Genomic DNA, 13,073 nt, shown 5'->3' with positions numbered 1-13,073 from the left:
TAAACAAAAAAGGATATTTAAATATTATGCTCCTATAGTTAAATGGATAGAACAATCCCCTCCTAAGGGATAGATGTGGGTTCGATTCCCGCTGGGAGTACCAAGTTGTATAAAGAAACGGCTTAACCATGCGGGTTGAGCCGTTTCTATTTTCTGAAAAAGTGTTTATTTGGTGTTTGTTTTCCTTGGAAAAGTTTTTATGTGTTTATTCGGTGCTTAGTTTGAGATTGCATTTATAAACATATCATTTAATAAATCGGCAGTATTATTTCTCATATCTTCCATAACATGAGTATAAGTATCTAGTGTTTCAGTAATACTTTTATGGCCTAGTCTTTCAGATACAACTTTTATATTTTCACCTTTAAATATCAATAATGTAGCATGAGTATGTCTAAGACCATGAAAACTAAGTTGGGGCAAGTTCATATAACTATCCATCTTATTTTTAGATTTTTTATAATCTGCCAGTGATAATTTATATCTTGATATTTCTTTAGTAAAATTCATTGATAAATTACGTGGATTACACATAAGCCCTTCACGACTTAATACTACAAAATCAGTATCAAGTGCATTATCTTTAATAGATTTTAAATAGTTGACTAATATTTCAGGTAATGCAATTTTTCTATAGCTTGTCTTTGTTTTTAATTTATCTGAAAGGAATAAAGTTTTAGTTGTTTTATCAATTATAGCTTGGTTTCTAATAATAAAATATCCATTATCTAAATCTACATCACACCAACGTAAACCACATAATTCACCGATTCGTAAACCTGTAAAGATTTCAATTAATATTGGTGTATTTAAATAATTATCTTTTATAGCATTTAAAAAAAAATCAACTTCAGATTTGTTCCAAAATGAAACTTTATTTTTTTCAATCGGAACTCTATCAATGTCAACAGGAACCAGATATATTAATTTATTTTTTTGTGCATATCTAAGGCAATTGCTTAAAGTTTCTAATATCTTTTTAGCACTTGAAGGTTTGGCACCCTCATTAATGAGACTATTATAAAAGTCTTGAACGACTATATTAGTAATCTTATTTAATTTATAATGCCCCAATTTTGGTATTATGTGCGTATTAATTCGAGATTTATAATTACTTACAGTATTAATTGATATAGTATTAATTTTGAATTCATTGAACCATTTAGTGATAAAATCTTTTAATAATATATTGCTTTCAGAGGTAGGAACATACCCTTTATGTTTTTTGGATACAATTTCAGTTGCCCATTTTTCAGCATCTTTTTTAGTTTTAAAACCTTGCTTTTTTGTTCTGTTTTGTTTACCGTCTTCGTATCCAAGACTTACACTAACACTCCAATTATATTTAGATATTTGTTTATATGTTGCCATTTGTTCACCCGCTTTTTAAATTTTCATTTTGGTAAAGATTTATTTAATAATTCTGAAAACAAAACAATTACTGGCCAATAATTCTGTCAACAAAACTATTATATAAAAATAATTTGCTTTTGTAAACGGAAATAATAAGAATTTGTTAACGGAAATAAAGATATTTAAAGAAAATCAAATTTAAATACATCTATAAGAGGAATATAAGGTTTTTATTAAATATAATAAATTGATATTATATTAATATAGATTAAAGAAATTAGGAGGAAGAAAATGAATTCAACAAATGACAAAACAATCTTTAAAATAAAAGAGATTTCAGCAAGATATAATATTCCAGTTACTAGATTAACCCTAGCAGTAAGGCAAGGAAAGTTGAAAGCCGTGAAGTCGGGAAAAGAGTATTTAATTACATTGAATGAAGTACATAGGTATTTAGGTATTGAAACAACTAGCGAAAGTCTAGAGAAGGAATTATATATTAGAGAGTTAGAAAGTAGAATTAAAAGTTATGAAATTCAATTAATGGCAATAAAAAATTGTATTGGAATGATAGATAAAGTAGTTACGTGCTAATAATAAAATTATCTATAATAATGTTAAATATTCAATAGAGAATAAAACATTTAATATTGATAATGAGAAAATTACTGTAGTTTTAAAGAAAATATAATAGAAAATTAAGAACCTTTAAAGAGGTTCTTTTTATAATGCAAAGTAACCTTTTTATTCCTCAATTTGGACGTTTTAAGGATATTTAATTGACTCAATATGTCAGTATATATATTATTTAACATATAGTTAATTAGGGGAAGTATCAATATTTTCGACAAATCCCGCGGTTGACTAATAAAATATTATATAAAGAGGAGAGATTGAGAATGATGAATTCTAAAACACTAAAATTTGTTGCTTTAACTTTAATGCTTGCTACAGCAACAAGCTTTACACCAGCAGTAACTTTTGCAGCAACAAATAACAACACTAAGGTAGTCAATAAAAGTATTGACGTTAAAAAATCAGGAAAGTCCAATTTTAAAATTTGGGATAAAAATTTGGCTCATGTTATGTATACTTATGATGAAGATGGCAAATCTTATAAGGTTATGGAAAGTATGAATTCTAAACTTACAAATGGTAATAGTAAGATTTATGTCAAAAATATCGAAACTGGAGATTATGAATTAGATTCCACTTTAACAACAACTGTAGAAAATGGAAAGGTAACTATTAAGACTACAGATGTTAAAACAAATAATACAACTACCGATTCATTGGATTTAAGTGCGAAAAATTTAAATAAGATGAAACAACAAGGTGGAATACATCTAGATTATAGAGAACCAGATGAAAATTTGACAGATTGGGAATATAGTGCCCCATTCTTTGGTTCAAGCAGGATAAAAAGATATACATTAATTGCAGTAACTGGTGTAATTGCAGGTGTTATTGGATCATTAGGTACTCCTATATCAGGTGGAACATCAGGCGCAATAGGCGCTGTAGCTGGTGCCATTGTAGCTGATGAAATTCCTCTTGTATTTTGGGGACAAGATGTATTTTATAAATATATTATTGGAACTAGCACTCCAGGAGCTGAAAGAAGTTTGACAACATTCTATTCTGATTCAAATAGAAACAACCAAATTGGTGATACAATAGTCAATGAATATTATTCTGATTAAAAATAATGGTGGTAAAATATATTGAAAACTATTATAAAATATTTTAAACAAATAAATACATTAATTATGATATTCATAATGGTATTTATTGCTTTAAGTGAAAATAGCAATACAAGATATTTAATAGTAAGTTGCTATTTAGTAGTACTCTTATTATTTATGTCTTATTATATAATTAAAATTAAGCCTATTAAAAAGAGTAGTATAATATCTGAAATTATATTACTATGCGTCTTTGTTGTATGGCTTATATATATTGTATTTAAATTAATATTATAAAAGAGGTGAGATATTATTTTAATATCTCACCTCTTTTATAATATTAATTCAATTTTCATAATTTAGGATGCAGTCAAGAGTCAGCTCGTATTGTTCACATTATCCACAGAGTTACGCTTTTAGTAACACTATTTTTGTGGAGTGTTACTCTTTTAGTAATAGAGAGGTACGATTTTAGTAATACTAGAGTTACTAATTGAGTAATAGAGTGTTACGCTTTTCGATACTATATATATATTACATATATTTATTATTTATATTTATTATTAAAAACAACGTTATCAGTTTAGTTTTATAGTAATAATAGTTTAAGACAAATTAGTAAAAAAAAATTGAGTATACTATTGACGTGTATAGACGTCTATAGTATATTTGATATGTAAGATGAATGGAAGGAGGTAAATGAATGGCACTCGAGCGATTTACTTGCAGACTAGAGCCTGAAGTGTATGACACTTTATATCGTATGAAAAATGAAAGTATGATTGATGCTAGTAAGATAACAAATAAAGCAGTTAAAGAATATTTAATTGCCAATGGTTACGAAATACGATTAAATACAGAAGAAGAAAACGAGATTATATTTAAGGATGTAAGGAACAAGAAACAAAGGAAGTAAGGGGGGAATGATAGTGATTAAAGATTTACTAAAGACAATGCTAAATATAAATAATGATATCAATCTAAAACCAAGTGAAAAGATCCTACTAAGTAGCTTAATATTATATCATAGTCATAAAGATGGATATTCTTATCCGAACTATGAGCATTTAATGATTACATTATCAACTAATAGAAAAGCAACTGTTTCAGATACTTTAAAGGCATTGGAAGAAAAAAAGTATATCACTATCAAAAAAGGTAGAGGGAATAAAAATTTATATTTTATACATAAATATTTATTCTACGTTGGCGAAGGAACAAAGAAACAAGAGAAACCAACAGAAGAACCGAAAGAATTACCAGTTGATAGCAACGGTAAAAAACCCCTTGAAAATCAAATACACGTAGATGAAGTTATTCTGGAAGATTCAGAGGATAAAAAAGTAATTCAAATTGCTAATTATACAGGATTTAACAAAAAGCAATCTAAAGAGTTATTAAAAGATAGTGGAAATGATGCTGCAAAAATTATAAAAGCGTTTGACCACATGAAGAGCCAAAATAATATCAATGATGAATTCAAGTATACAAGATGGGCCATAAAGAATGAGAAGAAAATAAAAGTTGAATTCAAAAACCCGTATAAAAAGGACTGGGCAGTTCCACAATTCAATAATTTTGAGCCTAGGGAGTATGATTATGATTCATTAGAAAAAGCTTTGTTAGGATTGGAAGAATCAAAAAACTTATATGAGTATATGAAATAAAAACAAAAGGCAGCAACTTTAGTTACCACCGATCTCGCAAGTTGATTGTAACATAAAGTTAAAAGCCTGTAAACAAGGGCATTACAATTCAATAAATGGAATATATGGATAATAAATAACGATTTTAATATTATTAAGGAAAGTGACAATATTGCTCATATGTATTATAAACTAAAAAATAATTGGATATTTATTAAAAAATATAGAGATACGGAAGGAAAAATATGTAAAATGTATATTATATACCAATTATTAGGAGGAATGTTTATGATAGTAAAAAAAATTAAAAAAATTGCATTTAGTACATTAAGTGTAGCATTGCTAGGTTGTTTATTTATACCTGCACCAGCGCAGGCAGAATATTATTCTGCTAGTGGATTAATTTCACGGTACAATGGCGAGGGAAAAGTAGGGTATGATGGGAAAACATTAACCAGCAGTGATTGTGCAACTAAACAATATGTGGACAACCCGCCAGCTGGTACGGAAATATATGTAAATGATGACACAAACAGAAAATCATATCACTTTTTCAAATATGATGTTGGCAATTTTCCATCAGGTGTTGTTTTAGATTTAACTTATAGTGGATGGGCTAAATTTGGACATCCTTCTAGTCTTGGACATTTTCAAGGAAGATATTACCATAATTAAAGAAAGAGTTAATAATATTGAAATAAGTCGGCAGTTAATATTGTCTGGCTTATTTCAATATTATATAAATTAAAAATCATAATTTATATAATAAATAGGAGAAGTGGCATGAAAAGAAAATTGTTGTTCGGTTGTGGAGTAGTGATATTACTATCATTAGTGTTATTAATAACAGTAAGACATTATAATAGAACTAATGTTGTGGTTAATGGTAAGGATAATATATATATTATGAGTACTTACGATTATAAGACAACCTATAGTATATACAATACATATAATAAGTCAGTTAAAAATGTTTTCTTTAGGGAGAATAAAAATTATTCTGATTTTAATATAGATGAAATAAATAATACAATATATTATTCAGAACTTGGTGATAAAAAATATGATATATATAAGGCTGAGTTGTCAAATGAATCAAAAAAGGCAACTAGTGTATTAAACGCTAACTACAGTGGTGATATATTTGATGTAAGTGATAACAAAATAATTTTCAGAACACCTACTAAAAATCGCAAAAGTTATACGCTTGGAGTATATTCACTAAAGGACAGTACAACAGAATTATGGAATAATAAAGATGATGATGTATATATATTTAATTTTTATTGGGATAAATATAATCATAAAATATACACAATTGAACGTTCGATTAATGAAATGGAAAGTGGACAAATACCAACTCATAAAATATTTAAATATGATGAAGAGGGAAAAAACAAACAATTGTTATATTCAACAGACAAATCTATAAATAATATATCTGTTAACAACCAAGGTGATAAAATTATATTTGATGCAACAACAATAGAAAATAATATGCCTACAAATAAAATCTATTTATTAGATTTGAATGATAATTCAGAACAAATACTTATACAACCTAATGATAAATTTCAAGATATTAATATTAGTTCGGTTAAATATCCAAAATTCTTATTAAGTGAAAATGGATTTTATTTCTTAGGAACTACTCCAAAATCTAAAATAATTCAAGAGTTGGAGGGTAGTACACCTATAATGTCAAATGCAATTTATTACTATGATTTTGATTCCAAGAAGATAAGCATGATATTTGGAGATACAGATTTTGTTATTAATAGTTTCAAAATAAGTTGATCTTTTATGTTTTAATAATTTATTAGGTAAACCAATATCCGTATAAAATGAGTTGCATTATAAGAGTAGAATTTATGATGAAGCTCATTTTTATTTTCCATCATGTACAACAGTAGTGATACAAGTAAGAGCCAAAGCGAATAATAAGATCCCTATTATAGTAAGAAAAATTAAAAAATATTTTGTCCTTTTTTCATCCCTATAGGTATAATCGTTTGATTGGAAAAGGGGGCGGAATATGACAAGAAGTAGTGTTTCCACTGATTCTCCCACTGTTTGCGGATCTGCAATATATTGCTTTGTACCTTCATGTTTAAATTTAACTAATTTAATTTTGTTAGATCCAAGATTGCTAACTTTTTGAAGTTTAAAAACAACCCGCCCTGAAAGTACAGACATAATAAGCATACCCAAGAATACACCAGCAGCAAATAAAATAATATCTTCAAAATGTACTACAAATGAAAATCCATATTTACCGCCAAGCCATTCTTCGAAGTCTAGAAACCATTTTTCCATGTAATCACTCCTTATGAAATAATTTGTTTGCAATCTCATATAATTGTGCGGCGAATTTGTCCTTTTCTTCAGGTGTTAATTTAGGATCAATGGAAAGTTGTGTAATTAAACCTTTTAAAGAGGGCATATTTTTTAATTGTTGGTTTGTTGGAGGGGTGACTTTATCATAAAGTTTGAACAATTCAGAAGGATCGACATTATAGAATTCAGCTAAGTTAAATAAAACAGCATCCGAAGGGCAGTTTATACCTCGTTCAAGCATTGATAAATAATTTCCGCTTATATGTACTTTCTTTGCTACTTTGAAAACCGACAAATTGGTTTCTTTTCTTATTGCTCTTAACCTGTTACCAGCATCTATCCATTTGCTTTCCATGTTTATTCTCCTTTTTGTCATTAGTTATAGTATATCTAAAAAATAACACTTTATATGAAAATACTTTAAGGTAATATATTAATATATAGTAATAAATTACATAAAGTATTTTACGATAATACTGTATTTTTTTTTAAAGCTACATGTTACAATTGAGCCATAAATCTAATAAAAAAAAGTGGTAAGAACTCGCTACCACTTTTATTTAAGTCTATTATATCTAATTGTACTTATACCCATTGCAATTGCTGACATTAAGATTTTCTTTTCGTCTTTAGTAATTTGTCTATCGTCCAATATCGGATTTTCAATATAATCAATTATGTTAATTATATCCATAAGGTTATCTGTTTCAAAACTTACTGTTTCAGTATTGCCCATTAGATCATTGGCAGTAACACCAAGAGCAGCAGCAATTTTTTCTAAGGTATCTCCTTTTAATGTTTTTCTTTTACCACTTTCTATTTCACTTATAGTTGCACCACCAACGTTAGCGCGTTTAGCTAACTCATAAGCAGAAAGATTTTTTAAAACTCTAATTTTTTTTATATTTTCACCTATTATACTAATATCACTCAATCTTATATCCCCCTAGTTGATAATTTGTAATGGTAATATTCTTTTGGTCTCATACTTCCGTTAACAATAGTATAACATATATAATATGTGATTCAAGATGTATTTATATATAAAATCCGATAGCTCAGATATAACAAAGGGTTAAAAGGAAAAGTATAGTGTAAAAAGAAGTAAATAGAAGAAGAAGTTTTTCTGTATACGGAAAATAATTTTGAATTTTACTTCCATTTACAGAAGTAAAAAGAGTAAATCAAAGTGTTGTTAAGCTAAACTATAATTTTTAGCAAGATTCAGACGTTGAGCAGTATAATAATGTCACGTATACTAATGTCATGGCATTCCACTAACAGAAAAGATCAAATATGAGAGGTAATTATGAAAATTAAATTTATATTGAACTTAAAGACTAATAAAATTAAAATTGAAAAATTGGACAATCAAGAAAGTAAAAAAAATGGAAGCATCGATAAAGTATAACAAAAAGGGTCAAATGGAATACAACCCAGAGTTCCACGGCAAGCAGCATGAAAAATGGACATGGGAAGAAGATCTATATTTAATGGAATATTATAAAATTGATGGACTCATAATGATGAGTTATGCACTTGAAAAAAAGGAATCTACAGTATATGGGAGAGTATGGTATTTGAGAAGTTTGGGTTTTGAATTCTAATGGCCCATGAGATCAAATATAATAAACGCGGCCGCATGGAATACAATCCAGATTTTCACGCAAGACAGGACCAGCCATGGACCAAAGAGGATGATGATTATTTGATGTATTTTTATAAATATGATGGCCTAAAAATGCTAAGTTACGCACTAGAGAAAACAGAAACCGCCATATGCACTAGATACCATAAACTAAAGGCAAGGGGATATAAAAGTAAATGGCTAAAATAAAATTATTTCCACATCAGTTAAAAGCCTTAGAAATGACAAGGGGCATGAATAAAGCCGCCTATTATTTAGATATGGGCCTTGGCAAAACCTTTGTTGCTACTGAAAAAGCTGAAGAATTGGAAACAAACATTATTTTAGTGGTATGCCAGAAATCAAAATTGGAGGATTGGGAAGATCATTTCAATGAATTTTATCCAAAATATAAAACGATCATATATAAAAAGCAGCTGCAAGAGATCCAGCCGAACACAGTAATAATTATAAATTATGATTTGATCTGGCGAAGGGATGAATTTAAAAAACTAAAAGGATTCACTTTGATCCTAGATGAAAGCAGCTATATCAAAAACGAAAGCAGCAATCGAACTAAATTTATCTTGAAGATGAAGGCTAAAAACATAATATTGCTATCTGGAACACCTACAGGGGGAAAGTATGAGGAACTTTTCAGCCAGATCAAATTGTTAGGCTGGAAGATCACAAAAGAAGCATATTGGGACAAGTATATTAAATTCTTTTTGATGAATCTAGGAGGGTTTAAAAAGAAAAAAGTAACAGGGTATAAAAATATAGACGATTTGAAGCAGATGTTGCGGCAGTATGGTGCGGTTTTTATGAAAACAGAAGAAGTTATTGAACTGCCTGAAGTGATCCCATATGAGATTAAAATAAAAAACATTCCGCAGTATAAAAAATTTAAAAAAGATCGTTTAATTGAAATCGAAGAAAATGAGTTAGTTGGTGACACTTCACTTACAAGGTTGTTATATTTGCGCCAGCTTGCAGCAATGTATAACAAAAACAAATATGAGAAGGTCACAGAGCTTTTGGAATCAACAGAGGATCGAATGATTATATTCTACAATTTTAAATATGAATGCCAGAAGCTCCAAGAGATCTGCAAGAAATTAAAGAAGCCTATTTCTATTGTAAATGGAGGGCAAAGAGATCTGAAGAACTACGAGCAGCATGATAATACAATAACATTGATCCAATACCAGGCGGGAGCAATGGGCCTTAATTTGCAAAAGGCAAATAAGATCATTTATTTTAGCTTAACACTTAGCAGCGAACTTTTTGAACAAAGTAAAAAGCGTACCCACCGCATGGGGCAGCAAAGATCATGCTTTTATTATTATCTAATTACTGAAAAGAGTATTGAAGAAGATATTTTTGAAACGCTCAAACAAAGAAAGGATTATACAGACAAGCTTTTTGAGGGGGAAATATAAATGACACTAGGAGAAAAAATAAGATCCGCAAGAGAAAAAGAGTCTTTGTCACAAAGAGAACTTGGGCAAAGGGTGAATTTGAGTGATAGTGCAATATGTAGATATGAAAATAACAATAGAAAGCCGAATGATGAGGTATTAAAAGCCTTACGTAATATATTAGATATTGAAATTTAACAAGAGCCAGCATGAAGGGCGGTGAATATAGGGGGAGTATATATGAACATTGGAAACGCTATCAAAGTGTATAGAGGTAAGCAAGGGTTAACCCAGGAAGATCTGGCAATGAGACTTAATAAAAGCACTAGAACCATACAAAGGTATGAAAGCGGCCAGACAATGCCAAGCATGAAAGTTATAGATAAAATATTCAATATAAAAGTTGAATACATCTTAACAAATGAATTATTAGAGAAAAGGGGTATTTAATTATGGGGTACGTAATGGTGTACGAATCAGGGAAAAATGAATATATAATCAAGCCAGCGAATGAAATGAAAAGCATAGACAAAAGCAAAATAGGTGAAGAAGTAAAAGAATATAAGCAAAATATTTGGGTAGGAAGGTCAAGAGAAGCTTTAAAAGAATATAAGATCCAGCACCAAGCGGAACAGATAGCGAAGCATATGAAAGCCATTGAGAGAATACAAAGAAGAACATTATCAGAAGTAAAGCAGCAGTATAACCATGCCTAGTGAAAAAGAGTTTGAAAAGAAAGTTAAAAAATTTCTGGATTGTTTAGCTCCTGAAGTTTGGTATTTCAAACATTGGGCGGGCGCTTATTCAAAAAGTGGAATTCCTGATATTGTAGGGTGTATTTCAGGCCATTTCATTGGGATCGAATTAAAAAAAGAAGGTGGAACACCATCACCGCTGCAAATAAGGACCATTGAGTTAATAAAAGCAGCCAAAGGATATGGATATATATTATATCCTAAAGATTTTGAAGCCTTTAAGGAAGATATAAAGGCATTTATAAAGGAGATAAAAAACAATGATGATTGAATTATTAAAAGAAAGAATAGAAGAAATCAAAGCAGATATTAAGGAATTTACCATATTGGAATTAGAAGCAAATAATGAAAGAGATAAATTGAAATATGAGTTAAGAGTTGCAGAATTCCAAGGGACATTGGAAATAATAGAAGACGGTTTAAAATTTGCCATGGCGTGTGAAGAAACTGACAAAACAATGAGGATATTTCTTAAAGATACTGAAAGATTAATGAAAATTTTCTTTAATGATATGGGCCTTTAAGCAGCTTTTGTTATGCCCTTATATATAACTAAACAGATCAAACAAATAGGAATTTAAAGGGGATGAAAAATTGATTGTTTATTGCAAAGCTAGTGAATGCAGCTTTAATAACAATGGAGAATGCCAGAAAAAATCAATTTTAATGAAAGATATTGAAGAAAAAGAAAATATAAAATTCAAAGATAATGACTTTATGGTATGCGTATCTTTTGAATGGAGAAAGTAGGAAGAAAGCAGATGGCAGAAGAAAAAAACAAGCTAAATGTAGTTGCAAAGCTGCAAAAGGTGAGGGCAGATTTGCAAGGGGTAGAGTTGAGGAAAACTGGAAGAAATACATATTCTAAATATGATTATTTTGAACTAAAAGACTTTTTACCAGATGTTGCAAAGCTATGCAATAAGCATGGTGTTAATCCGGTTTTCAATATGACTAAAGATGTTGCAACACTTTTAATATATGATTGCGAAGATATAGAAAAATTCATAAGCTTTGATATGCCAGTTGCTATATCAGAATTAAAAGGATGCAATGCAATTCAAAACATAGGTGGAGCTTTGACATATGCGAAAAGATATTTATATATGAATGCCTTTGAAATTGCGGAAAATGATACAACCGAAACCGAAGGGGAAGAAGAAGGGGCGCGCGATCCAATTAGTAACGTTCATGTAAAAGTAATTGAAAACTTAATAAAGGAAACGAATACAGATAAAATGAACTTTTGCGCCTGGGCCAAGGTAAAGGAAATAAAGGAGATCGAGAATAGAGATCTGGCGTATTGCATGAAGATGTTAAATGAAAAGAAAGATAAGATCCAGCAAGAAAAGAGCGGAGGGAAAAAGGGTGAATAAATCTATACTTATAGGAAGATTAACTAATGATGCTAATTTAAGTCATGTGGGAGAGAAACAGACAGCAAAAGCTACCTTTAATATAGCGGTTAATGATGGTTATGGAGAAAATGCAAAAGTCTATTACATACCTATAGTGGTTTGGGGCAAAAGTGCTGAAAGTGTAGCGAACTACACCAGAAAAGGTTCTAAGGTTGGTATAGCTGGGAAGATTGTCACCAGATCATATGACGATCCCCAAGGGATAAAAAAATATATAACCGAAGTTGTGGCAGATCCAGTTAATGGGGTTGAGTTCTTAGAAAATAAGAATAGCAGCAGCAATGAAAATACAAAACTTAACGCAGACATAACACCAGTTGACAACGGAGATATGCCATTTTAATTGATTATAAAGGAGAAGATAACAAATGATTATTGATGTAAATGCCGAAATAGATTTTCACAATATAGATAGGGGAGATATTTTAATGATGGCCAATGGAGCGGTTTGGCTTGTTGTAAATGATGATATTTACTTCAGGGGCGTTGATTTAACTAATAACAGGGTAGAAGATTATGAAGATAACTTCCCAACCCCATATGGGTTATGTATTCATTTAGAAGCAACCGAAGAATGCAAAATAATCAAACATATCGCAAGTAACGATCTTTTATTAACAATAGCGGAGTAGTAGCAATGAAGTTGATACAAATGATTATACTAGAATTTTTAATTGATATAGGTTTGTTCTGGACCATGAAAGCCATAAGGGATATTATATGGAGCTTATTGGACTATAAAATACCAATCAATATATATACCATAATTATTGCTATAGCTTTAGCAGCATTAATAAATTTTAAAATTACTAAATGGGAATAGGCGGGAGG

The 13,073-nt window shown here is 29.7% G+C and carries 22 protein-coding genes and 1 tRNA gene; 19 read left to right on the top strand and 4 right to left on the bottom strand.

Annotated features, from left to right (window positions below):
- Positions 1 to 28: 28 nt before the first annotated feature.
- Positions 29 to 103 (top strand) — tRNA-Arg (locus tag KEC93_RS25560).
- A 113-nt stretch (positions 104 to 216) separates the two neighbouring features.
- Here KEC93_RS25560 and KEC93_RS25555 read toward each other — a convergent pair.
- The gene (locus tag KEC93_RS25555) at positions 217 to 1,371 is read right to left on the bottom strand and encodes a site-specific integrase (RefSeq protein WP_077869383.1); all 1,155 of its coding nucleotides are present in this window, start codon (positions 1,369 to 1,371) and stop codon (positions 217 to 219) included.
- Positions 1,372 to 1,644: 273 nt separating this feature from the next.
- On the opposite strand from KEC93_RS25555, the gene KEC93_RS25550 reads away from it, so the two are divergent.
- From KEC93_RS25550 to KEC93_RS25525, 6 genes are all read left to right on the top strand, one after another.
- Complete coding sequence (locus tag KEC93_RS25550) at positions 1,645 to 1,947, top strand: helix-turn-helix domain-containing protein (protein WP_077869382.1); 303 nt, start codon at positions 1,645 to 1,647, stop codon at positions 1,945 to 1,947.
- Positions 1,948 to 2,252: 305 nt separating this feature from the next.
- Positions 2,253 to 3,056, top strand: coding sequence for a hypothetical protein (locus KEC93_RS25545; RefSeq protein WP_077869381.1), 804 nt, complete (start codon positions 2,253 to 2,255; stop codon positions 3,054 to 3,056).
- A gap of 685 nt (positions 3,057 to 3,741) precedes the next feature.
- Positions 3,742 to 3,954, top strand: a complete 213-nt coding sequence (locus KEC93_RS25540; RefSeq protein ID WP_026886697.1) for a hypothetical protein — start codon at positions 3,742 to 3,744, stop codon at positions 3,952 to 3,954.
- 13 nt (positions 3,955 to 3,967) lie between these two features.
- Complete coding sequence (locus KEC93_RS25535) at positions 3,968 to 4,705, top strand: helix-turn-helix domain-containing protein (RefSeq protein ID WP_077869379.1); 738 nt, start codon at positions 3,968 to 3,970, stop codon at positions 4,703 to 4,705.
- Positions 4,706 to 4,972: 267 nt separating this feature from the next.
- Positions 4,973 to 5,359 (top strand): hypothetical protein, encoded by a 387-nt coding sequence (locus tag KEC93_RS25530; RefSeq protein ID WP_077869378.1) that lies wholly within the window; start codon positions 4,973 to 4,975, stop codon positions 5,357 to 5,359.
- A 108-nt stretch (positions 5,360 to 5,467) separates the two neighbouring features.
- A complete protein-coding gene (locus tag KEC93_RS25525; RefSeq protein WP_077869377.1) occupies positions 5,468 to 6,481 on the top strand; it encodes a hypothetical protein in 1,014 nt (337 codons plus the stop codon).
- 90 nt (positions 6,482 to 6,571) lie between these two features.
- Here KEC93_RS25525 and KEC93_RS25520 read toward each other — a convergent pair whose 3' ends face one another.
- From KEC93_RS25520 to KEC93_RS25510, 3 genes are all read right to left on the bottom strand, one after another.
- On the bottom strand, positions 6,572 to 7,000 hold the full coding sequence (locus tag KEC93_RS25520; protein WP_077869376.1) for a hypothetical protein: 429 nt from the start codon (positions 6,998 to 7,000) through the stop codon (positions 6,572 to 6,574).
- A gap of 4 nt (positions 7,001 to 7,004) precedes the next feature.
- On the bottom strand, positions 7,005 to 7,376 hold the full coding sequence (locus KEC93_RS25515) for a helix-turn-helix domain-containing protein (RefSeq protein WP_172462768.1): 372 nt from the start codon (positions 7,374 to 7,376) through the stop codon (positions 7,005 to 7,007).
- A 201-nt stretch (positions 7,377 to 7,577) separates the two neighbouring features.
- On the bottom strand, positions 7,578 to 7,955 hold the full coding sequence (locus KEC93_RS25510; protein ID WP_207717930.1) for a helix-turn-helix domain-containing protein: 378 nt from the start codon (positions 7,953 to 7,955) through the stop codon (positions 7,578 to 7,580).
- Between the two features lie 454 nt (positions 7,956 to 8,409).
- Between KEC93_RS25510 and KEC93_RS25505 the strand changes: the two genes are divergently transcribed.
- The 12 genes from KEC93_RS25505 to KEC93_RS25450 all read left to right on the top strand — a co-directional run bounded on the left by KEC93_RS25505 (position 8,410) and on the right by KEC93_RS25450 (position 13,065).
- On the top strand, positions 8,410 to 8,628 hold the full coding sequence (locus tag KEC93_RS25505) for a hypothetical protein (protein ID WP_077869373.1): 219 nt from the start codon (positions 8,410 to 8,412) through the stop codon (positions 8,626 to 8,628).
- A gap of 217 nt (positions 8,629 to 8,845) precedes the next feature.
- Positions 8,846 to 10,090, top strand: a complete 1,245-nt coding sequence (locus KEC93_RS25500) for an SNF2-related protein (RefSeq protein WP_077869371.1) — start codon at positions 8,846 to 8,848, stop codon at positions 10,088 to 10,090.
- A complete protein-coding gene (locus tag KEC93_RS25495) occupies positions 10,091 to 10,267 on the top strand; it encodes a helix-turn-helix domain-containing protein (RefSeq protein ID WP_077869370.1) in 177 nt (58 codons plus the stop codon).
- A 42-nt stretch (positions 10,268 to 10,309) separates the two neighbouring features.
- On the top strand, positions 10,310 to 10,519 hold the full coding sequence (locus KEC93_RS25490; protein ID WP_077869369.1) for a helix-turn-helix domain-containing protein: 210 nt from the start codon (positions 10,310 to 10,312) through the stop codon (positions 10,517 to 10,519).
- A gap of 2 nt (positions 10,520 to 10,521) precedes the next feature.
- Positions 10,522 to 10,785 carry a hypothetical protein gene (locus KEC93_RS25485; RefSeq protein ID WP_077869368.1) on the top strand — a complete coding sequence of 88 codons (264 nt, stop codon included), beginning with the start codon at positions 10,522 to 10,524 and terminating at the stop codon, positions 10,783 to 10,785.
- On the top strand, positions 10,778 to 11,095 hold the full coding sequence (locus KEC93_RS25480; protein ID WP_077869367.1) for a VRR-NUC domain-containing protein: 318 nt from the start codon (positions 10,778 to 10,780) through the stop codon (positions 11,093 to 11,095). Before KEC93_RS25485 ends, KEC93_RS25480 begins: the two co-directional genes overlap by 8 nt.
- Positions 11,085 to 11,348, top strand: a complete 264-nt coding sequence (locus KEC93_RS25475; protein ID WP_077869366.1) for a hypothetical protein — start codon at positions 11,085 to 11,087, stop codon at positions 11,346 to 11,348. Before KEC93_RS25480 ends, KEC93_RS25475 begins: the two co-directional genes overlap by 11 nt.
- A 70-nt stretch (positions 11,349 to 11,418) precedes the next feature.
- Positions 11,419 to 11,574, top strand: coding sequence for a hypothetical protein (locus tag KEC93_RS25470; RefSeq protein ID WP_172462767.1), 156 nt, complete (start codon positions 11,419 to 11,421; stop codon positions 11,572 to 11,574).
- Positions 11,562 to 12,200, top strand: a complete 639-nt coding sequence (locus KEC93_RS25465; protein ID WP_244999361.1) for an ERF family protein — start codon at positions 11,562 to 11,564, stop codon at positions 12,198 to 12,200. The genes KEC93_RS25470 and KEC93_RS25465 overlap by 13 nt, the downstream gene beginning before the upstream one ends.
- The gene (locus KEC93_RS25460; protein WP_077869364.1) at positions 12,193 to 12,585 is read left to right on the top strand and encodes a single-stranded DNA-binding protein; all 393 of its coding nucleotides are present in this window, start codon (positions 12,193 to 12,195) and stop codon (positions 12,583 to 12,585) included. The genes KEC93_RS25465 and KEC93_RS25460 overlap by 8 nt, the downstream gene beginning before the upstream one ends.
- 25 nt (positions 12,586 to 12,610) lie before the next feature.
- Entirely contained in the window at positions 12,611 to 12,874 is a 264-nt protein-coding gene (locus KEC93_RS25455) for a hypothetical protein (RefSeq protein ID WP_077869363.1), read from the top strand.
- 5 nt (positions 12,875 to 12,879) lie between these two features.
- Positions 12,880 to 13,065, top strand: a complete 186-nt coding sequence (locus KEC93_RS25450; protein ID WP_077869362.1) for a hypothetical protein — start codon at positions 12,880 to 12,882, stop codon at positions 13,063 to 13,065.
- The last annotated feature ends 8 nt before the right edge of the window (positions 13,066 to 13,073 follow it).

Origin of the sequence: Clostridium beijerinckii (assembly GCF_018223745.1) — a bacterium.
Classification (GTDB): Bacteria; Bacillota; Clostridia; order Clostridiales; family Clostridiaceae; genus Clostridium; species Clostridium beijerinckii.
This window is presented reverse-complemented; position numbering and strand designations above follow the sequence as displayed.

Bases quoted from the DNA above. Each gene is read 5' to 3' on its own strand.
- KEC93_RS25455 (WP_077869363.1), top strand. From the start codon at position 12,611: ATGATTATTGATGTAAATGCCGAAATAGATTTTCACAATATAGATAGG.
- KEC93_RS25465 (WP_244999361.1), top strand. From the start codon at position 11,562: ATGGAGAAAGTAGGAAGAAAGCAGATGGCAGAAGAAAAAAACAAGCTA.
- KEC93_RS25540 (WP_026886697.1), top strand. From the start codon at position 3,742: ATGGCACTCGAGCGATTTACTTGCAGACTAGAGCCTGAAGTGTATGAC.
- KEC93_RS25480 (WP_077869367.1), top strand. From the start codon at position 10,778: ATGCCTAGTGAAAAAGAGTTTGAAAAGAAAGTTAAAAAATTTCTGGAT.
- KEC93_RS25515 (WP_172462768.1), bottom strand. From the start codon at position 7,376: ATGGAAAGCAAATGGATAGATGCTGGTAACAGGTTAAGAGCAATAAGA.
- KEC93_RS25525 (WP_077869377.1), top strand. From the start codon at position 5,468: ATGAAAAGAAAATTGTTGTTCGGTTGTGGAGTAGTGATATTACTATCA.
- KEC93_RS25530 (WP_077869378.1), top strand. From the start codon at position 4,973: ATGATAGTAAAAAAAATTAAAAAAATTGCATTTAGTACATTAAGTGTA.
- KEC93_RS25545 (WP_077869381.1), top strand. From the start codon at position 2,253: ATGATGAATTCTAAAACACTAAAATTTGTTGCTTTAACTTTAATGCTT.
- KEC93_RS25485 (WP_077869368.1), top strand. From the start codon at position 10,522: ATGGGGTACGTAATGGTGTACGAATCAGGGAAAAATGAATATATAATC.
- KEC93_RS25500 (WP_077869371.1), top strand. From the start codon at position 8,846: ATGGCTAAAATAAAATTATTTCCACATCAGTTAAAAGCCTTAGAAATG.
- KEC93_RS25505 (WP_077869373.1), top strand. From the start codon at position 8,410: ATGGAAGCATCGATAAAGTATAACAAAAAGGGTCAAATGGAATACAAC.
- KEC93_RS25475 (WP_077869366.1), top strand. From the start codon at position 11,085: ATGATGATTGAATTATTAAAAGAAAGAATAGAAGAAATCAAAGCAGAT.
- KEC93_RS25555 (WP_077869383.1), bottom strand. From the start codon at position 1,371: ATGGCAACATATAAACAAATATCTAAATATAATTGGAGTGTTAGTGTA.
- KEC93_RS25520 (WP_077869376.1), bottom strand. From the start codon at position 7,000: ATGGAAAAATGGTTTCTAGACTTCGAAGAATGGCTTGGCGGTAAATAT.
- KEC93_RS25490 (WP_077869369.1), top strand. From the start codon at position 10,310: ATGAACATTGGAAACGCTATCAAAGTGTATAGAGGTAAGCAAGGGTTA.
- KEC93_RS25450 (WP_077869362.1), top strand. From the start codon at position 12,880: ATGAAGTTGATACAAATGATTATACTAGAATTTTTAATTGATATAGGT.
- KEC93_RS25550 (WP_077869382.1), top strand. From the start codon at position 1,645: ATGAATTCAACAAATGACAAAACAATCTTTAAAATAAAAGAGATTTCA.
- KEC93_RS25495 (WP_077869370.1), top strand. From the start codon at position 10,091: ATGACACTAGGAGAAAAAATAAGATCCGCAAGAGAAAAAGAGTCTTTG.